At 43.9% G+C, this 17,779-nt stretch carries 24 protein-coding genes and 1 riboswitch; of the genes, 17 read left to right on the forward strand and 7 right to left on the reverse strand.

The genetic code is table 11. The features are described from left to right. The first annotated feature begins 109 nt into the window (after positions 1-109). The gene (locus EV146_RS20365; protein WP_132010196.1) at positions 110-1,003 is read left to right on the forward strand and encodes a helix-turn-helix domain-containing protein; all 894 of its coding nucleotides are present in this window, start codon (positions 110-112) and stop codon (positions 1,001-1,003) included. 50 nt (positions 1,004-1,053) lie between these two features. Continuing rightward, positions 1,054-1,491, forward strand: coding sequence for a hypothetical protein (locus EV146_RS27190; RefSeq protein WP_158287156.1), 438 nt, complete (start codon positions 1,054-1,056; stop codon positions 1,489-1,491). Positions 1,492-1,681: 190 nt separating this feature from the next. On the opposite strand, the gene EV146_RS20375 is transcribed toward EV146_RS27190, so the two are convergent. Together EV146_RS20375 and EV146_RS20380 are read right to left on the reverse strand one after the other, a co-directional pair. Continuing rightward, positions 1,682-2,167 (reverse strand): QueT transporter family protein, encoded by a 486-nt coding sequence (locus EV146_RS20375; protein ID WP_121609952.1) that lies wholly within the window; start codon positions 2,165-2,167, stop codon positions 1,682-1,684. A 6-nt stretch (positions 2,168-2,173) separates the two neighbouring features. Further along, positions 2,174-2,218, reverse strand: a riboswitch (PreQ1 riboswitch). A gap of 265 nt (positions 2,219-2,483) precedes the next feature. Beyond that, positions 2,484-2,810, reverse strand: a complete 327-nt coding sequence (locus tag EV146_RS20380; protein ID WP_132010198.1) for a hypothetical protein — start codon at positions 2,808-2,810, stop codon at positions 2,484-2,486. A gap of 419 nt (positions 2,811-3,229) precedes the next feature. On the opposite strand from EV146_RS20380, the gene EV146_RS20385 reads away from it, so the two are divergent. The 7 genes from EV146_RS20385 (at position 3,230) to EV146_RS20415 (ending at position 8,601) form a co-directional block, all read left to right on the forward strand. Further along, positions 3,230-3,358, forward strand: a complete 129-nt coding sequence (locus EV146_RS20385; protein ID WP_121609950.1) for an FbpB family small basic protein — start codon at positions 3,230-3,232, stop codon at positions 3,356-3,358. Between the two features lie 24 nt (positions 3,359-3,382). Next, entirely contained in the window at positions 3,383-3,769 is a 387-nt protein-coding gene (locus EV146_RS20390; protein WP_132010200.1) for a sporulation protein, read from the forward strand. Between the two features lie 83 nt (positions 3,770-3,852). Then, complete coding sequence (locus tag EV146_RS20395) at positions 3,853-4,107, forward strand: YkvA family protein (RefSeq protein WP_132010348.1); 255 nt, start codon at positions 3,853-3,855, stop codon at positions 4,105-4,107. Positions 4,108-4,135: 28 nt separating this feature from the next. Continuing rightward, positions 4,136-4,906, forward strand: a complete 771-nt coding sequence (locus tag EV146_RS20400; RefSeq protein WP_132010202.1) for a TerC family protein — start codon at positions 4,136-4,138, stop codon at positions 4,904-4,906. An 80-nt stretch (positions 4,907-4,986) separates the two neighbouring features. Then, positions 4,987-5,601 (forward strand): serine/threonine-protein kinase, encoded by a 615-nt coding sequence (locus EV146_RS20405; RefSeq protein ID WP_132010204.1) that lies wholly within the window; start codon positions 4,987-4,989, stop codon positions 5,599-5,601. A gap of 138 nt (positions 5,602-5,739) precedes the next feature. After that, positions 5,740-7,065, forward strand: coding sequence for a hemolysin family protein (locus EV146_RS20410; RefSeq protein WP_132010206.1), 1,326 nt, complete (start codon positions 5,740-5,742; stop codon positions 7,063-7,065). Between the two features lie 129 nt (positions 7,066-7,194). After that, entirely contained in the window at positions 7,195-8,601 is a 1,407-nt protein-coding gene (locus tag EV146_RS20415) for an MATE family efflux transporter (protein WP_241993988.1), read from the forward strand. Positions 8,602-8,672: 71 nt separating this feature from the next. On the opposite strand, the gene EV146_RS20420 is transcribed toward EV146_RS20415, so the two are convergent. Next, complete coding sequence (locus EV146_RS20420; RefSeq protein ID WP_132010210.1) at positions 8,673-9,158, reverse strand: GNAT family N-acetyltransferase; 486 nt, start codon at positions 9,156-9,158, stop codon at positions 8,673-8,675. Positions 9,159-9,429: 271 nt separating this feature from the next. Between EV146_RS20420 and EV146_RS20425 the strand changes: the two genes are divergently transcribed. Next, positions 9,430-10,497 (forward strand): DUF2157 domain-containing protein, encoded by a 1,068-nt coding sequence (locus tag EV146_RS20425; protein WP_132010212.1) that lies wholly within the window; start codon positions 9,430-9,432, stop codon positions 10,495-10,497. Further along, complete coding sequence (locus EV146_RS20430) at positions 10,490-11,026, forward strand: GDYXXLXY domain-containing protein (RefSeq protein ID WP_132010214.1); 537 nt, start codon at positions 10,490-10,492, stop codon at positions 11,024-11,026. Before EV146_RS20425 ends, EV146_RS20430 begins: the two co-directional genes overlap by 8 nt. Before the next feature lie 47 nt (positions 11,027-11,073). On the opposite strand, the gene EV146_RS20435 is transcribed toward EV146_RS20430, so the two are convergent. Next, positions 11,074-11,703: a nitroreductase family protein gene (locus EV146_RS20435; protein ID WP_132010216.1), complete on the reverse strand. Its 630-nt coding sequence runs from the start codon at positions 11,701-11,703 to the stop codon at positions 11,074-11,076. A 287-nt stretch (positions 11,704-11,990) separates the two neighbouring features. Here EV146_RS20435 and EV146_RS20440 point away from each other — a divergent pair, with 287 nt between their 5' ends. Beyond that, complete coding sequence (locus EV146_RS20440; protein WP_132010218.1) at positions 11,991-12,218, forward strand: hypothetical protein; 228 nt, start codon at positions 11,991-11,993, stop codon at positions 12,216-12,218. Between the two features lie 51 nt (positions 12,219-12,269). Here the strand turns inward: EV146_RS20440 and EV146_RS20445 are convergent, their stop codons facing one another. From EV146_RS20445 to EV146_RS20455, 3 genes are all read right to left on the reverse strand, one after another. Next, positions 12,270-12,398, reverse strand: coding sequence for a DUF4023 family protein (locus EV146_RS20445; protein ID WP_121609941.1), 129 nt, complete (start codon positions 12,396-12,398; stop codon positions 12,270-12,272). 184 nt (positions 12,399-12,582) lie between these two features. After that, on the reverse strand, positions 12,583-12,987 hold the full coding sequence (locus tag EV146_RS20450; protein WP_132010220.1) for a (deoxy)nucleoside triphosphate pyrophosphohydrolase: 405 nt from the start codon (positions 12,985-12,987) through the stop codon (positions 12,583-12,585). 54 nt (positions 12,988-13,041) lie between these two features. Beyond that, positions 13,042-13,812: a class I SAM-dependent methyltransferase gene (locus EV146_RS20455; RefSeq protein ID WP_132010222.1), complete on the reverse strand. Its 771-nt coding sequence runs from the start codon at positions 13,810-13,812 to the stop codon at positions 13,042-13,044. Positions 13,813-14,255: 443 nt separating this feature from the next. Here EV146_RS20455 and EV146_RS20460 point away from each other — a divergent pair, with 443 nt between their 5' ends. From EV146_RS20460 to EV146_RS20480, 5 genes are read left to right on the forward strand one after another with little or no spacing between them, the layout of a single operon-like run. Continuing rightward, the gene (locus tag EV146_RS20460; protein ID WP_132010224.1) at positions 14,256-14,558 is read left to right on the forward strand and encodes an urease subunit gamma; all 303 of its coding nucleotides are present in this window, start codon (positions 14,256-14,258) and stop codon (positions 14,556-14,558) included. 18 nt (positions 14,559-14,576) lie between these two features. Further along, on the forward strand, positions 14,577-14,897 hold the full coding sequence (locus EV146_RS20465) for an urease subunit beta (RefSeq protein WP_132010226.1): 321 nt from the start codon (positions 14,577-14,579) through the stop codon (positions 14,895-14,897). Beyond that, on the forward strand, positions 14,898-16,607 hold the full coding sequence (gene ureC / locus EV146_RS20470; protein WP_132010228.1) for an urease subunit alpha: 1,710 nt from the start codon (positions 14,898-14,900) through the stop codon (positions 16,605-16,607). 12 nt (positions 16,608-16,619) lie between these two features. After that, positions 16,620-17,066 (forward strand): urease accessory protein UreE, encoded by a 447-nt coding sequence (gene ureE, locus EV146_RS20475; RefSeq protein ID WP_132010230.1) that lies wholly within the window; start codon positions 16,620-16,622, stop codon positions 17,064-17,066. Beyond that, complete coding sequence (locus EV146_RS20480; RefSeq protein WP_132010350.1) at positions 17,059-17,745, forward strand: urease accessory protein UreF; 687 nt, start codon at positions 17,059-17,061, stop codon at positions 17,743-17,745. Before ureE ends, EV146_RS20480 begins: the two co-directional genes overlap by 8 nt. Positions 17,746-17,779 lie beyond the last annotated feature (34 nt).

Genomic DNA, 17,779 nt, shown 5'->3' on the forward strand with positions numbered 1-17,779 from the left:
ACGCGCAGAATAGAGCCGTTGTTCTTTTTGCTTTTTTCTGAATTTATACTAAAAAAACATGGCTTTTCATCTATAATAGAATTAGAAGCAGGGGAGGGAGTGAGAACAAGTGACTATTAGTTACATCAATTTCGGGGAAATCCTTCGTTCATTAAGACTTTATAAAGGAATGAGTGCAGAAGATGTTGCTAAGGATATCTGTTCGACAGAAGATTTGCATCAGTTTGAAAAGGATAAAAAGTATCCCACTATCGATCAGCTCTATAAGATTGCCTCTAAATTAAATGTGGAGCCGCTCCACTTCTTTGATTTCGCAGCAGCTGGCTCTGCGAATTACGTTACAGCCGTTTTTGATTTGATAAAAAAATACAAAAGGGACAGAAATTATAAAGCTATTAGTGAAATTGTGGAGCAGGAAAAGGGAAATCCGCTTTTTAACCTTCCATCCAGCAAGCAGTTCCTGCTGTGGCATGAAGCAATCTGTCTGTATTATTTAGGAGAACCCGGAGAAAAAGAAGCCAAAAGAACAATAAAAATGCTCTATCAGGCAATTGAGCTGACAAATCCCTCCATGAAGGGCCTGACAGAAAGAGAAATAGAGATTTTGATTGCAATTGCCTTGATAGAAAAAGACTCCAGCAATTACAGGGAAGCAATCTCCTTGCTGAAAGAGGCCTTGAATGCCATGGAGGAATTACCGATGATATCGGATCCCAGAGTGCAATTAAGAGCTTTGTTTGGCCTGGCCCAGTCGCTGTCCAACTCTGAAAATTACAGCGAGTCACTGATATACAGCAATAAAGGTTTAAGCCAGTGCATCAACGATGAAATCATGTATCTATTCGGCGAATTTTATTATCAGTCCGCGCACAATTACATTCTCATGGGCAACATTGACAAGGGGGAAGAGTATTTACAAAAGTCAATCCAGATATTTGATTTGCAGAGAAATGATCAGTTTGTAAATCTGGTAAAGTCCGAATTGAAAAAAATATCGGAATAGTGATATTATTTAGGTGAATATCTATATTATAGAAAGGGGGGAAACTAAAAATGAAGAAAAAATTAATTAGTTTTGCATTCGTTTTGGGTTTACTGGGCTTAGCTTATTTTGGATTTAGCGGCTCTAATCTAGCGGGGGGAGGCTTGAAGGACCTTCCAACACAGCACGGAATCAAGCTGGCAGACCTTCCGACACAGCACGGAATTAAGCTGGCCGACCTTCCAACGCAGCACGGAATCAAGCTGGCAGACCTTCCAACGCAGTACGGAATCAAGCTGGCCGACCTTCCAACGCAGCACGGAATCAAGCTGGCCGACCTTCCAACACAGCACGGAATCAAGCTGGCCGACCTTCCGACACAGCACGGAATTAAGCTGGCCGACCTTCCAACGCAGCACGGAATCAAGCTGGCAGACCTTCCAACACAGCACGGAATCAAGCTGGCAGACCTTCCGACACAGCACAGCCCAGGAATCAATCAAGCGTAGAATGCGGCAAAAGGCTAAGATCCCCTTAGCCTTTTTATAATGTAGTAGAACCATGCTGTTTTTATCTTCTTCAACTTTCCTGAGAAGTGTATATACTATCCTTTCCTGCGGCCCTTTAACGGGCAACTGCCAGGATTGATACTGTAAAAATAAACGCAGGAATCTACTGATTCCTGCGTTTATTTTATCGTCAGACCAGCCTTTCAAGATTGACCCGTTTATGGATGGCATACATGATGGGGATGCCGGCAGCGAGAACCGCCACTTCGCCGGCAGCTGTCGTAAGCCATGTGAAAAGAAAGGGCAGCTTGAAAGCCAGTTTCAGTTCAAAGGCAATTATAAACATGTTAAAGGTAAAAACCATTGTGTTTATAACCATCAGACCTAATTTACTCTTGATAAAGCGCCCGGCTAAAATAGTGATTAATAGTGAAATGACTGAATGGGCAACTCCAAATACAAGGTCGTAAGCAACCATTGGAGAAAAGAATAAGTTGGTCAGAAATACTCCCAGTACAATTCCGTAAAAATAGTTCTTGTTAAAGACAATCAGATGGTTAAACATCTCTGATACGCGGAATTGAACGTTAGTAAAGCCAAAAGGCTGGATGACCGCCGACACGGCGATATAAAGTGCGGCGACAAGCCCATTTCCTGCTAGTGTACGAATATTCATGATGATCTCTCCTTAGTTTTTTATCGTGGGAGGATTTCGAACCACGCCGAGCAAGACTCGAAAAACAATAGTTAAGTATAATGGATAACAAGCTGATTGACAATGCCAATTCTTACAATCTTATAACTATGAAAAAAGGAGAAGCATATGCTTCCCCTTCTGAATCATTTTTGTCTGAAGACATCCATGAATGCATGGGTAATTTCTAGTCCCTGAAATAAAAATAAACTTGCTGCACTGATTGAAAAGAAACCAATCAATAAGAAACGGACCATTAACATGTTATATTCCTCCCCTTTAATTCATTGTTTGAATTTTAGGGAGCTAGGATCACATAATTGGACTGGTAAAAGACAGCCATTGAAAATTGGAGCCTGCGATAAATAATAATTGTCAGAGTCAGCAAGAACATGACTGTACACAGGACAATTTCTGGTGAATGTTTTACGAGATGTAAATGTATAGAATCATTTTTATCATCGCTATCCAGGGAAAAAGATTCAGAGTCTGATTGCATGATTCCGGCTGCAGTGGTTTTTCCATCGGCACTGCTTCCGCCGTGGCCGAAAAAGTTTGGTAAAAACAGGCCGGAAAAGATGGTGAGAAGCAGAATAGTGGCAAGCAGCTTAGTATGTTTAGCCATCGACTTCCCCCTTTTTGCAGATAATATTAATCATAAACACTTTGATTACATTTGAAAACTAAAAAGTTTTGACAAAAACTCCAAAAAAATACGCACCATTTCCAGTGCTATCCCGTAAAGTAAATTGGATACCGTAATAAATGTTTGACAAAATGGCTGCAGATGGATTATAGTTTAAATAATTATTTGAATAGTTCTCCTAAAGGGGAGTAGCTTTTACAGCAGAGTCGTCATTTCGGAGGTTTCAATCTCCCGGCTTTGTTGGCAACGGAAGTTGTTAGCAAGACCTTTGCCGTTTGGTAAAGGTCTTTTATTGTCTTTTTAACCTTTACCAATCCAGGTAAAGGTTTTTTTGTTTTTACAGAGACCGATACGAACGTTCATAATACTAAACTTTTAATGGATTGGAGAGAGGGAACATGAAAAAAAGAAGAGTAAACTTCCTGGAACTGGTCAAGAAAAACAAAGAAGAACTATTGAAGAATCAGAGAGAATTGGAAAAGATTGAGCTACGCATTGATGCAAGGCACAGCAAGCAGGAAAATTAACGGAAGATTAATTGGGAGGAAACTATGATACTAAGGAAATACATGTCTCTTTTAGGAATAGGTTCAGCTAAAATCGATCTGATTCTCCAGAAGGACACATATAAGCCTGGCGAAATGGTCCATGGATATTTCCTGATAAAGGGCGGGACAATTGAACAGCAGCTTAAACGGATTGAATGTGACCTGGTGATGGTTGATTCTGAGGCTGATGAAGAGAGAATTATGGATACTGTCACAATCCTGACTTCAACCTTGATTGAGTCCCAGGCGGCCAACCAGATTTCTTTAACCTTCCGTCTGTCTGACTCAGCCCGGCCTTCATCCGAAACCTTATCCTACCGCTTTAAGACAAGATTGGTATTCAGTGAAGGTGTGGAAAGCATCGATCAGGACGCTATTAAAATTGTATAACATTTTTTGCATCACTTACTGCCATAAATCTTGTAACGATCCTAGAAACGAAAGGTGATCATGTGCTTAAATTCCTAAAAAGAATGAAATTCGTATTAAAGTTCTGGAAATCCCTTCCCTTCATAAAAGATTTTTTCTTTTCACGGGAAGTAGAATCTTATAAAAAAACATTAACCCTTTTGGTGATTCTCACCTATGCCTTTTTTCCTTTTGATCTGATCCCGGACTTTTTCTATCTGTTCGGAATCGTCGATGATGCAGTGGTAATTGGCTTCATCATAGAGAGAATGGTTAAATGGGCTCCCGAAGCATTAAAGAAGAAACATCAGCTTGATTAGTAGATAATATAAGGAGGAAACAAATTAAGTGGATATCTCAATTTTGTTCGAGTATGGGTGGGTGCTATTATTGCTAATAGCACTGGAAGGCTTACTGGCAGCCGATAATGCCCTGGTATTGGCTATTATGGTAAAGCATCTTCCTGAAGAAGACAGAAAAAAGGCGCTTTTCTACGGGCTTGCAGGTGCATTCGTGTTTCGTTTCGCCTCATTATTTATCATCTCATTCCTTGTCGATGTTTGGCAGGTTCAGGCAATTGGCGCTCTGTATTTGCTGTTCATTGCAATTAACCATATTGTGAGAAAACTCGTCTTTAAAAATAAGGAAGAGAATAAAATAGAGAAAGAAAAGAAAAAATCGGGTTTCTGGGGTACCGTCTTCAAAGTGGAGCTGGCGGATATCGCCTTTGCAGTAGATTCTATATTGGCTGCTGTCGCCTTGGCCATGACTCTGCCGAACACACCGCTGCCTAATATTGGAGGAATGGATGGCGGAAAATTCCTTGTTATCTTCGCCGGTGGACTGATTGGTTTGATCATTATGCGATTTGCTGCAAACATGTTTGTAAAACTCCTGCATTCTAGACCGGGCCTTGAAATTGCCGCATTTGCAATTGTCGGCTGGGTGGGTGTCAAGCTTGCGGTATTAACTTTAGGGCATCATGATATCGGGGTCATTTCCCACGATTTTGCACACTCGACTGAGTGGAAGCTGATTTTCTACACCATCCTGATAGGAATAGCAGCAGCGGGATGGTTCTTGACGAAAGAAAAGAAAGAGAGCCAAACAGCCGCTTAATGATGATCAGAATACAGAAAAGCTGCTCGGAAAGGGCGGCTTTTCACCATATTTACTATTAAGAAAAGAGGAGACTTGAATTGTATTCATTCAGTGAATTAGCTCAAAGCGTAAAATTCTCGAAGAAGGGCTCGAAAATAATACTGAATGACAAGGCTTCGGAACTGGAATTAATAGGGGCAGGAAGGAGTGCCTTTGCATTCAGGATCCAATCGACCGACAAAGTGTTAAAGGTCTTTTTTTCGCCCTTTGAACACATTGCAAAAGAAGAAGCAGCCATCTATAAAGCCCTTCAGAGAAATCCGTTTTATCCGTACCTGTACGACCACGGTGATAATTACCTTGTGATCGACTATATCGCCGGCAATACCCTGTTTGATTGTCTGACGAAAGGGATCGCCATAAGGGCTGACCATATTAAACAAATAGATGAAGCCTTGTCACTTGCAAGGGAAAGAGGGCTGAATCCCTCTGATATCCACTTGCGGAATATCATCGTCACGCCTGAGGACACAATTAAACTTATTGATGTTGCCCGATTCCGTCAAGTTAAAAAATGCTCACAGTGGGATGATCTTAAGGCGGCCTACAAAATGTTCTACCGGCACCGGATGTTCCCGAAAAAAACTCCGGAGAAAATTTTAAATGCTATCGCAGCACTATACAAGAAAAACCTGCTGCCATCGTTTCACTAAAAGGTAACAAAAATTCCTTCATATTTTTACATGGAAATGGAAATGATGGGGCGGTGGGTCTTCATACAATAAGAAGAAAATGTATTTTCGTGGTAAACTGCTAAAAATAAATTACTTTTACTCATGGAGGCTGGTTTTTTGGGAACCGAAATATTGGTCCTGATTGTTTTAATTATTTTAAATGCGTTTTTCGCCGGATCTGAAATGGCGCTTGTTTCATTGAATGATAATAAGGTCAAATTAATGGCAGACGGCGGAAATCCAAAGGCAAAGAAGGTTCTGGCCTTGCTGGAACAGCCCGGCAACTTTCTTGCTACTATCCAGATCGGAATTACCCTGGCTGGGTTCCTGGCGAGTGCTTTTGCGGCGGGAAGTTTTGCGGGCACGCTTGCACAGGCACTTTATCAGATGGGTGTTCCTCTTGATCAGGATATGCTGGAAACTCTTTCAACGGTTGTCATTACACTGATTTTGTCTTATTTTACACTGGTCCTTGGGGAACTCGTTCCAAAGCGGCTTGCTTTGCAGAAGGCCGAGGCCATTTCCTTCTTTGCCGTCACCCCGCTGACACTTCTGGCAAAAGTAACATTTCCGTTTGTAAAACTGTTGAATATGTCAACAAATGGGATTGTCCGGCTGTTTGGAGTCGACCCGAATGCGGATGATGAAAAGGTCACCGAGGAAGAAATTCGAATGATGGTGGACGTTGGTGAAGAAAAAGGGACGATCCAGGAAGCCGAAAAAGAAATGATCAACAACATTTTTGAATTCAATAATAAGACGGTTTCTGACATCATGATGCACAGGACGAATATCGTCGCAATCCCGATTAGCTGCAGCCTGAAGGAAACCATCCAGATCGTGAATGAAGAAAAGTATACGAGGTTTCCTGTATACGAGGATAGCATCGACCATATTGTTGGAATCCTGCACGTGAAGGACCTGATCCAGTTTGTTGAAAACGACTATGGAGACAGCTTTAGTTTGAGGGATCTGCTGCGTGAGCCGTATTATGTGCTCGAATCGATTAAGATCGACCATTTATTCAGGGACATGCAAAAGAATAATGTTCATTTCGCCATTGCGATTGATGAGTACGGCGGGACGGATGGGATTGTCACAATTGAGGACTTAATTGAAGAAATTGTTGGGAATATCTTTGACGAGTATGATGAGCCCTATTCGGACGTGGCCGATATTGCCGAAATTGACCCCTATAATTTTTACATGTCTGGAACAACTAATCTCTATGAAGTCGAAGATGTCCTTAAGGTGGACTTGCCGACACAGGAATATGATACATTGAGCGGATTTATGATTGGACAGCTCGGTTATATTCCGGCAACGGATGAACGGCCGGTTCTTGAGTACAAAAATATTCTGTTTGCAGTTGAAGAAATGAATGACAGAAGGATTGTGAAGGCTAGAGTAACGGTCAAGCAGACAGCAATGGATGTTCAATAATGATGAGGCAACTGTGTACCTGCAGTTGCCTTTTTTATGGGGCTGAAACATGTAAAAAAACCGTGCACATGCGGAGGAACTGTGGTACGATACTCTTTGTTTTTAGTGGAGTAAAGAAAAGAAAAGAAGGTGACCAATATAGGAACTGCAACCGTTTCGTCCAAAAAGGGAATAGCAAAGGATTTGAATTTGTTTTTCCTCACTTGGCCTATTTTTTTAGAAGTGTTTTTGTTTATGCTTATGGGGATTGCCGATACGTTGATGCTAAGCGCTATTTCAGATAATGCGGTTTCGGGAGTAGGAGCATCCAATCAATATTTGCATATCGCAATATTAATCCTCGAGGTAATTGGGAACGGGGCTTCTATTGTGGTAGCGCAATATATTGGTGCCCGTAAATATAAAGACGCAGCAAAAATCTCGGCGCTTGCCATTACCTTGAACCTGATGATGGGCCTTGTGATCAGCTCCCTGTTCCTTCTTTTCGGAGGAAGCCTGCTTGAAGGCCTGAATTTAAAAGGGGAAGTGCTGGCCTATGCGAAAAGTTACCTCGGGATTGTAGGGGGCTTTATTTTCCTGCAGGCGTTAATCAATTCACTGTCGGCGATTATCCGCGTCCATGGACACACAAAGGAAGCGATGTTCGTTTCGCTTGGAATGAATATCTTCCATGTTATCGCCAACTACGCGTTGATTTTCGGAAATTTTGGATTTCCGGAATTAGGAGTTCAAGGTGCTGCTATTTCTTCTGCCGTCAGCCGTTTTCTTGCCTTGATTGTTTTCTTCTGGCTTCTGTACCGAATTATGGAGGTTCGGGTCAAAATAAACTATTATTTCTCGATTTCAAAGGATTTTATCGCAAAAATTCTAAAGATCGGCATCCCGTCTGCATTTGAACAGATCATGTACCAAACTTGCCAAATCGTGTTTCTGTACTATGTAACTTACCTCGGTGAGGCTTCTATGGCAGCGAGACAGTATGCCAACAATGTTTCCATGTTCATTTACTTATTTGCCATAGCCATAGGAATGGGAACCTCGATCATTGTTGGCCGTCTGGTTGGCGGAAATAAAGCGGATGAGGCGTATGTCCGGGTTTGGAAAAGTGCACGGATCGCCAGTCTGGTCACTCTTGGGATGGTGGTACTCGTTGTATTATTCAGGGAGCCGTTAATTGGAATCTTTACCGACGATAAAGAAATTTCAACGCTTGCTGCTAATGTGCTCATTTTAAGCATTGTCCTGGAGACTGGCAGAACGCTAAATATCGTATTTATCAATTCCCTGCGTGCTTCCGGTGATGCCAAATATCCGGTCTGGATTGGAATGTTGTCAATGGTCCTGATGAGTCTTCCGCTTGGCTATCTCCTGGTCTTTCAGCTGGAGATGGGGCTGGCGGGTGTCTGGCTTGCTATTGCAGCCGATGAGTGGACACGTGCCGTTATCATGTTCTTCAGGTGGAGGAGCAGAGCGTGGGAAAAACATGCTCTGGTTAAACAGGGTGAAGAAATGCCGGTGCCCGCGGCTGCGCATTGACGCATGAATAAGGTGAATCATTAAAAGGTGCCTGACCCCCTTTAGTATGCTAAAGGGGGTCAGGCACTTTTTTATAGGGTGAGCTGGAGGTAGAGGACGTTTTGCCACTCGCCGAATTTGAATCCAACCTCGGTGATCCTTCCGGCAAGTTTGAATCCGAACTTTTCATGGAGCTTGACGCTGACATCGTTCCCTTCTGTGATTCCTGCAATGATGGCGTGGAAGTCCAGTTCCCTTGCCCTCTTAAGGATTTCGGTCATTAAGGCTCTTCCGATTCCTTTTCCGCGGAACCTGCTGGAGAGATAGATGGACACTTCTGCTGTCCTTGCATAGGCAGCCTTTTCATTGTACATGGACAATCCACAGTAACCCGCAATCTCCCCTTCAACCTCTGCAACAATTAAAGGGTATTTTCCCCCATATTTATGAAACCACTTTGTCCGCTGTTCCAGAGTTTGTTCTTCTAAATCAAAAGTTGCAGTGAGATTGCGGACTGCATCATTATAAATATCGAGCATCCCCGGCAGATCTTCTATTTTTGCCTCGCGTATGATCAACTTGACCTCTCCTTTTGCCACAATTTTACACTTTTATCTCCAGATTCCTGATAAAATAAAGGCAGAAACCCGCTAAAATATTATCTCTCCAAATGATTCAAAATAAAAGAATTTTTCTGCCGGGAAGTGAATACATGAATTACAGGCACCTCGGGAGGAGAACGTCTCCATGCTTTATCTGCCGGGGAGACAGATGCCGTCTTCAACTATTTTGTACGGAAGGCATGCAGCAGGGGGAAAGGATATTCAGAACAGAAAGGAGTGAGCATGAATGACAAAGCGCAGAATAAAAGCCAATCAATTGGAGTTCCTGCAGAGTGAGCTTCGGCATTGGGAAGAAACCGGCATGTTAAGTGCAGATAAGGCGGGGGAACTGGAAGGGCTGTATGAAATCCGAACCGTCTCCTTTACTAAGACTCTGCTCTACGCCGGGGCGATCCTGATTGGTGCAGGAATCTTGAGCCTGATTGCCAGCAACTGGGGGGAGATTGGAAAGCTTGCTAAATATTTGTTTATCCTTGTCATGTTTATCGGCTGCAATGCAGCAGGGTACCGGCTCGAAAGGAATTTTCCGAAAACAGCCAAAAGTTTTTTCTATCTCGGCGTGCTGGTGTTCGGTGCTGGGATTTTCCTGATTGGACAGATGTTCCATTTTGGCGGGGATTTTGAGGATGCATTTTTATGGTGGTCGCTTGGCATTCTGCCTTTAGCCTGGTTTTTGCGGGATAAATGGATTTTATTGGCCTCATCGCTGTTTACTCTTATCTATATGACAAATGGTCAATATCTGGGGGGAGATGAGGTTCCCTACTGGATTGTGCTGTGGATTGCAGCCATCTATTTCCTTAATAAAAAAATCGGATTCCTTCCGTTGACCGGCTTTGTTAATGGAGTACTGGTGCTGACATTTATAGCAGCCATTCTTAATGCAGTCCTCGATGGAGTGAACAGCACAGCCTATATTTACGGCCTTATTTACCTGCTGATTGGAGCGGGTCTCATCATCAAGAGAGAAAAAATACATTCAGTTTATATCTTATTGGGGCATATAGTCCATGGAGGGGCGGCTTTATTCTTGTCCTTTGGAGAGAGCTGGCCGGCTGATTGGATTTATCTCCCGTTCTCAATCCTTTATATACTCTTTATTTTATTTTTAATAAAAGGCGGCAGTCTTTATAGCATCATCATTCTCTGCGGCATGATCTTCCGTTTTTATCTGGATCTCACCTTCGACTTTATGCCTAAATCCCTGGTGTTCATCATAGGAGGTCTCCTCTTGCTGGGCTTCGGGTTTTACTTCGAGAAGCAAAGGAAGAAAGGGGGAGGAATCCATGCCTAGACGGACAAAACAGTTGATCCTGGCCTGCCTTCTGCCGATAGTCATTTTATTAGGAATGACGGTCACTCCTCTTTATACGCTGTTGGCTGGGGAAGAGATTACACTAAAAACAGTTCCTGTCGACCCAACGGATTTGTTCCGTGGGGATTATGTAATCCTTCAGTATGAAGCAGAAGAGATCCCAGCTCAATTGCTTGAAAAAGAAGTAAAGACTAAACTTGAACAGGGAGAGAGTAATTTAGAGGTTTACGTTCCTTTAAAACTGGATGAAGGAGCTCACGTTCCGACAAAGGTGAGTCTTGAGAAGCCAACTTCAGGGGTGTATTTAAAAGGCCGGGTTCAATATGTAACAGCTGGCCGGGACGGCATCGAGGAAGTGGCCTATGTTGAATACAGTCTCGATAAATATTTTGTAGAAGAAAATACAGGTCTTGAACTGGAGGAGGCATCTGCGAGCGGAAACCTCCTCGCAAAAGTAAAAGTTAAAAATGGCTATGCTTATTTAGTTGATCTTAGCATACAGGATTAAGAAAAGGGAGCAGTCTGGCAGGCTGCTCCCTTAATGCATGTTAAATTTTAGATGAAGCTCACTGTATCCTCAATCGGAAGGCGGGTGGTCTTGTGGGCTGGTGCTGCTGCCTTGCCCAGTGAAATCAGGACGATTGGAAAATAGCGTTCGTCAATCTCAAACCTCTCAATAAATTTTGCTTTATCAAATCCGCCCATTGTAACCGTGTCTAAGCCTCTGGCTTTTGCAATCAGCATCAGCTGCATTGAAACAAGTCCGGCATCAAAGGCCGCAATGTTTTCTCTGGTTCCGACAGGTGCGTTAGGGTACGTTTTGTTTGTCCCTTCAATTAACTGCTTCATATTTGCCTCGGTCATATAGCCTGCTTCAAAAGCACTTTGATAGACTTTTTCCACATTTTTATACATCTCTCTGTCGCCTAATACGGCAATCACAGCAGCAGATGTTTCTACCTGTTCTTGATTATAGGCAATCGATCTTAGCTCAGCCTTTGTCTCCTGGTCCTGAAACACAAGGAATTTCCAAGGCTGCAGGTTGCTTGAGGAAGGGGCCAGCGTGGCTTCCTTTAGTATCTCGAGGATTTCCTCTTTTGATAATGTAAAACTTGAATCATATTTTCTGACGGAATGCCGTTCACGAATAATTGTTGATAAATAGTCCTGTGTTTTTACTGTCATGAATAAACCTCCAGTTCTCCCTTTGCTTACTAATAGTAAGTAACTAATATACCTTAATACCGAGAGGCCATTTTTGTCAAAGATTTAGTCCGGTGCATATGGTAATGTTTCTCTGAGGCAGGAGGAGGTAAACGGGCACTGAGAAAGCAAAAGAGCTTAATATTCCTAAAGGGGGCTCCATCTTTTCTAATAGGAACCGGCTATCGAGTGGATGCGGGATATGGAAAAGGCGGGGGGGTTGAGTTTAAAATGAATCAGGAACCGTCCGGGGATTTATGGAGTAATCGATGTTGATAAGCATTTGTTCAGGAGGTTCCAGCAGGCAGCAAAAGGACGGAAGAGTTATCCGGATTGCTATACCTAATATGGGCATTACAGCAAAAACGGAAGTTTCAGCAATCCACCCTCAGGAATACCCAGTATGGCTCTTATCGGAGGCTGGCATTACGGATTTGATGCGCCCAGGAAGGCGAAACTTATTCGCTGATGGAAGTCCTTTAGAAATCAAGGAATGAAGGGATAGGAACGCCAAAACAGCACCGGACAATATCCAGTGCTGCTGCTTATTACTTAGCTTTATTCCTGTTTGTCGGGAGCTTGTCGCTCATCCTGTTATTTCCTTGTGTTTCCCGGTTTTTCTCATCTTTCCTTTGTTTATCATGAAGTTTATTCAAAAATTCCTCTGTGCTTTCCATTTGGAATCCTCCTTATAAGTACATCTGTTGTTACTTTAACCATTTGGGTTGAAAACATACGAGGCGGAATTTCTTTGTGGCGGTGCTTTTAGCTGGAATTGGAGGTGCACTATTATAGAGTTTTTGAGCATCTCAATTCCAGCAAAAGCTGTTTCGTAAAAATTGCCTTTACTGTCTACAAGTATTAAGTTTGTATTTTTTCCGCTATGAGCAGTTCAACTGCCGGGATGTCGGCAGGAGCCCAGACCAGGGATGCCAGATTTTCTCTTTTTAGCCAGATCAGTTTTGAATGTTCTCCCGGAATGGGTATCCCTGTGGCAATTCTGCATCTTATTGTCAAAAGCTGAATAATAAAATCATCATATTCATAGACATTTTCATGCAGAAGATTCAATGTACTGATTTTACAGGATAATTCTTCGTGAATTTCTCTAGTCAGTGCCGAGAAAATGTCCTCGTCCTTCTCTACTTTTCCTCCGGGAAACTCCCACATATTAGGCATCGACATTTGGGGAGATCTTAACGCACATAAAATTTCTTTATGTCCGTTTTCAATTACTGCACCAACAACTTTTATCTGCTTTTTCACTGCGGCCTCCCGATAATCCATAGAAGCATGTCTGGAGGGCAGTCCCGGTTCCCTTTATTCCTTAATGCCCAAGACCCGTATCCGTTTATAATCTGCCATCCATACTCCATCCTGGAATAATTGATTCTTTAAACCTTCTTCTGAATTCAAAAGGATTTCCTCGATTGTCTCTTCGGATAAACCACCTAGCATAGAGCTGGCGAACATTTCAATCCAGTTGCGAAGACCATCTTTTCCTTGCAAAGGTGTAGGCCTGTCAAAATGCTGCGCAAGGATCACTCTGAAACCTGCTTCTTCCATAAGGGAAGTGTATTCCCCGATGCTCGGAAAAAACCAGGGAAATTGATGGGGGTTATAATCACTCTCGAGCCTGTTCAGCTGGCGGATCACTTCATCGGTGATCAATTTTACATTTCCTTTTCCACCGAACTCAGCAACGAATCTTCCCCCGGGCTTTAATGCCTGAAAAATGCTCTGCAATGCTTTCTGGGGCTGCTTTACCCAATGTAGCATTGCATTGGAGAACACGGCATCAAATTCATCCTTGAAAGACAGGTTGGTGGCATCCTGTACATCAAACTGGATATGGGGATACTTCCTGTATGCCTGTTCCACCATATTACTGGAATTGTCGATCCCCATGACGGAGACCCCGGCCTTGTCCAGTTTTTCCGCTAAGTCGCCGGTTCCGCACCCGAGATCAAGGATTCTTTCGCCGGCTAGCGGATTAAGCCATCCAATTAGCTCTTCGCCAAAAGCTGAAACAAAAGAGTGCTTCGTATCATACAAGCCTGCATTCCAGCTGTCTTTTTTTATTATGTCCATCTTTTTAGTCCCCCCTTAAATTTCCAGAATATTTTAGAGAATTATAGCCTTTATGATTAAGGATTAAAAGAGGATTTGCTATTTTTTACAAATTTAAAATATTGACCAAATGACTTTAATCCAGTAGATATTCGGGAATCCTCTCAAAAGGCAATGGACAGAAAGGGTAAGCAAGGCTGCACCATTATTAAACGGCTTATTGACAAAAGCCTGCCGTGCACGTTATTAGCAGCCCGCAAATGGAATATCCAAGGCGCCCAGCCTTTTTAGACGAACTAAAGAAGATAAAATGACGAAAGGTGCCTGACCCCCTTTATTTAAGTAAAGGGGGTCAGGCACCTTTTTTAATATGTTTGTCAGGTTTTCTTACATAAAATGAGTTTCTTAAGTGGAGGGTTTGTAAAATAAAAGACACAACAGACAAATAGTGGGAGGGTCGTTGAATGAAATTGACTTCGCGTGAAATGGAGAAGCTGATGATGGTCACAGCAGCTGACCTGGCCCGCCGGCGGCAGAAGCGGGGGCTGAAACTGAATTATCCGGAAGCGGTCGCTATCATTACTTATGAAGTGCTTGAGGGGGCGAGGGATGGAAGAACGGTTGCCCAGCTGATGCAATACGGTGCTACCATTCTTACTAAGGAAGATGTAATGGAAGGCATTGCCGAGATGATTCCGGATATCCAGGTGGAAGCTACCTTCCCGGATGGAACAAAGCTGGTTACCGTCCATGATCCCATTCGCTAATCAAAAGGAGGGGACACCTTGATCCCGGGAGAGTATCTGTTAAGAAAAGAGCCTGTTTTATGCAATGAAAACAAGAATCCGATAACGGTAAGCGTGTTGAATCGAGGGGATCGGCCGATACAGATTGGATCCCACTTCCATTTTTTTGAGGTTAACCAAAAGCTGGTGTTCGACCGTGGTAGGGCATTCGGCCTTCACTTGAATATACCTGCTGGTACCGCTGTCCGGTTCGAACCTGGAGATGAAAAACAAGTGGAGCTTGTTCCATTTTCAGGAGAGCAGGAAGTATACGGACTTAATAATTTGACCAACGGTCCTTTAAAAAAGGGGGATCAGTAAATGAGTTTTTACATGTCCCGTAAACAGTATGCCGACATGTTCGGCCCCACCGTTGGAGACTGTGTCCGATTGGCGGATACCGAGCTCTTCATTGAGATCGAAAAGGATTATACAACCTACGGCGATGAGGTGAAGTTTGGAGGCGGAAAGGTTATTCGGGATGGAATGGGCCAGCATCCGCTTGCTAAAAGCAGTGAGAGTGCAGATTTGGTGCTCACCAATGCCATAATTGTAGATTCTGCGGGTATCTATAAAGCTGATATTGGTGTGAAGAACGGGAAAATTGCCGCAATCGGCAAAGCCGGGAATCCCCTGTTAATGGATGGAGTGGACATTGTAATCGGGGCTGCCACCGAGATCATCGCCGCGGAAGGCAAAATTGTAACCGCAGGCGGCATCGATGCCCATATTCATTTTATTTGTCCGCAACAGATAGAAACGGCCCTCTCGTCCGGAGTCACCACGATGATAGGAGGAGGAACCGGCCCTGCTACCGGAACGAATGCGACAACGTGCACACCAGGTCCATGGAATATCCACCGCATGCTTGAGGCTGCGGAAGAATTTCCAATCAATTTGGGTTTCCTGGGCAAAGGCAATGCGTCCGATGAAGAGCCATTAATGGAACAGATCGAAGCAGGCGCCGTCGGGCTAAAGCTGCATGAAGACTGGGGAACCACTGCTGCTGCCATTGACACTTGCCTGAAGGTGGCGGACGAGTTTGATATTCAGGTAGCCATCCATACGGATACCCTTAATGAAGGGGGATTCGTCGAGGACACTCTGGCAGCAATCGATGGCCGGGTTATCCACACTTATCATACGGAAGGAGCCGGGGGCGGACATGCGCCCGATATCATTAAAGCGGCAGGCTTCCCCAATATTCTTCCGTCATCCACGAACCCAACCCGGCCCTTTACCGTGAACACATTAGAGGAGCATCTGGATATGCTGATGGTTTGCCATCATCTGGATCCGAGCGTCCCTGAGGATATTGCTTTTGCCGATTCACGGATTCGCAAGGAAACCATTGCAGCGGAAGACATTTTACATGATTTAGGGGTCTTCTCAATGATTTCCTCCGATTCCCAGGCCATGGGCCGCGTAGGGGAAGTCATCATGCGTACCTGGCAGACGGCTGACAAAATGAAAAAGCAGAGAGGGAAAATGGCAGAAGACAAAACGGCGGGAGACAATTTCCGTGTTAAGCGTTATATCGCCAAGTATACAATCAACCCTGCCATTGTTCACGGGATATCAGAATATGTAGGCTCTGTGGAAACCGGGAAGCTTGCCGACCTGGTGGTATGGGATCCTGCCTTCTTCGGAGTTAAGCCCGATTTAATTTTAAAGGGCGGCATGATTGCCCACAGTGTCATGGGGGATCCGAATGCCAGCATTCCAACGCCGCAGCCTGTTTTATACCGGCAGATGTTTGCCTCCTTTGGAAGTGCCAAATATAAAACATCAATGACATTCATTTCGAAAGCCGCGTATGAAAAAGGTGTCCACAAGGACCTTGGACTGCAAAAAATGGTTGGTGTGGTCTCGGGGGTACGCAAGCTGACGAAAAAGGATATGGTCCATAATGGCGAAACCCCTGTGATAGACGTTGATCCGCAGACCTATGAAGTAAAGGTTGATGGTGAATTGATTACGTGCGAACCGGCGGAGAGTGTTCCAATGGCTCAGCGATATTTCTTATTTTGAGGTGAAGAGTAGATGATCATTGAAAGTGTAATTGGAAACGTGGCGACATTGGAAAAGAGAGCTCTACATGTGGAACGGGTATACCTGAAAAGTGATGACCTGGTGAAAAGGATTCAGCGCGTGGTGACCGACCATGGCAAGGAGCTGGGGATTCGACTGAGGGAAAACAAGGATTTAATCGACGGCGACATCCTTTATATCGACGAAAAAAATATGATTGTGATCTCTGTCAAGGATGATGACCTGCTGACCATCATGCCGACATCCATCCAGCAGATGGGCGAAATTGCCCACCAGCTGGGAAACCGCCACTTGCCGGCGCAGTTTGAAGGAAACGAGATGCTTGTGCAGTATGATTATTTAGTAGAAGAGCTGCTCCGGCAATTGGGCATTCCTTTTAAACGTGAGAAACGAAAGGTAAAACAGGCGTTCCGTCATATTGGCCACAGCCATGATTAATGCCTTGTTTCCTCTCCTGCAATTGTGTGATTCCAACTTTCCTTCGGGAGCGTTTTCACACTCATTTGGTCTTGAAACCTATATTCAGGAGCAGAACATCACAGGGCGGGACAGCTTTGCCGAAGCACTTTCCATTTTTATAAGAAAGCAGCTGGTCTATACGGACGGACTCGCATGCAGGCTGGCCTTTGAATCATTGGAGGCAGGGGAAGATGCAAGTCTTGAGGAGCTGGACCGGCTCTTATATGTTTCCTGTCTGGCAGAGGAGTCGCGGATGGGGAACAAACGGATTGGAGAACGAATGGCTAAATTGTGCAGTGAACTTTATCCGTCTTCAGCGCTGTCCAATTATGTGGCCAGAATAAAAGCAAAACAGGCATACGGCCAGCCAGCGATTGTGTTTGCGCTAGTTGCCTATCATTTGAATGTCTCAAAAGAGACGGCGATTGGCGCGTATCTGTATGCCAATGTATCCTCTCTTATTCAGAATGCTGTCCGGGGGATTCCGCTTGGGCAAACGGATGGCCAAAAGATCTTAGTCGGAATCCAACCTCTGATCGGAAAGGCAGTCGATCAAATTTTACAATTAACGATTGAGGATTTTGGGGCTGTGAGTCCCGGGTTGGAGATTGCACAAATGCGTCATGAACGCTTGCATGTCCGATTGTTTATGTCATAAAGCTTATGGTGTTTTTATGGAATGAAAAAAAGGA

Source organism: Mesobacillus foraminis (assembly GCF_004340465.1).
GTDB classification, from domain to species: Bacteria; Bacillota; Bacilli; order Bacillales; family Cytobacillaceae; genus Mesobacillus_B; species Mesobacillus_B foraminis.

Excerpts from the sequence above, each read along its gene's own strand:
- EV146_RS27190 (WP_158287156.1), top strand. The coding sequence starts at position 1,054 with ATGAAGAAAAAATTAATTAGTTTTGCATTCGTTTTGGGTTTACTGGGC.
- EV146_RS20440 (WP_132010218.1), top strand. The coding sequence starts at position 11,991 with ATGTTGATAAGCATTTGTTCAGGAGGTTCCAGCAGGCAGCAAAAGGAC.
- EV146_RS20435 (WP_132010216.1), bottom strand. The coding sequence starts at position 11,703 with ATGACAGTAAAAACACAGGACTATTTATCAACAATTATTCGTGAACGG.
- EV146_RS20425 (WP_132010212.1), top strand. The coding sequence starts at position 9,430 with ATGACAAAGCGCAGAATAAAAGCCAATCAATTGGAGTTCCTGCAGAGT.
- EV146_RS20395 (WP_132010348.1), top strand. The coding sequence starts at position 3,853 with ATGAAATTCGTATTAAAGTTCTGGAAATCCCTTCCCTTCATAAAAGAT.
- ureE (WP_132010230.1), top strand. The coding sequence starts at position 16,620 with ATGATCATTGAAAGTGTAATTGGAAACGTGGCGACATTGGAAAAGAGA.
- ureC (WP_132010228.1), top strand. The coding sequence starts at position 14,898 with ATGAGTTTTTACATGTCCCGTAAACAGTATGCCGACATGTTCGGCCCC.
- EV146_RS20430 (WP_132010214.1), top strand. The coding sequence starts at position 10,490 with ATGCCTAGACGGACAAAACAGTTGATCCTGGCCTGCCTTCTGCCGATA.
- EV146_RS20375 (WP_121609952.1), bottom strand. The coding sequence starts at position 2,167 with ATGAATATTCGTACACTAGCAGGAAATGGGCTTGTCGCCGCACTTTAT.
- EV146_RS20380 (WP_132010198.1), bottom strand. The coding sequence starts at position 2,810 with ATGGCTAAACATACTAAGCTGCTTGCCACTATTCTGCTTCTCACCATC.
- EV146_RS20460 (WP_132010224.1), top strand. The coding sequence starts at position 14,256 with ATGAAATTGACTTCGCGTGAAATGGAGAAGCTGATGATGGTCACAGCA.
- EV146_RS20390 (WP_132010200.1), top strand. The coding sequence starts at position 3,383 with ATGATACTAAGGAAATACATGTCTCTTTTAGGAATAGGTTCAGCTAAA.
- EV146_RS20385 (WP_121609950.1), top strand. The coding sequence starts at position 3,230 with ATGAAAAAAAGAAGAGTAAACTTCCTGGAACTGGTCAAGAAAAACAAA.
- EV146_RS20480 (WP_132010350.1), top strand. The coding sequence starts at position 17,059 with ATGATTAATGCCTTGTTTCCTCTCCTGCAATTGTGTGATTCCAACTTT.
- EV146_RS20455 (WP_132010222.1), bottom strand. The coding sequence starts at position 13,812 with ATGGACATAATAAAAAAAGACAGCTGGAATGCAGGCTTGTATGATACG.
- EV146_RS20445 (WP_121609941.1), bottom strand. The coding sequence starts at position 12,398 with ATGGAAAGCACAGAGGAATTTTTGAATAAACTTCATGATAAACAAAGG.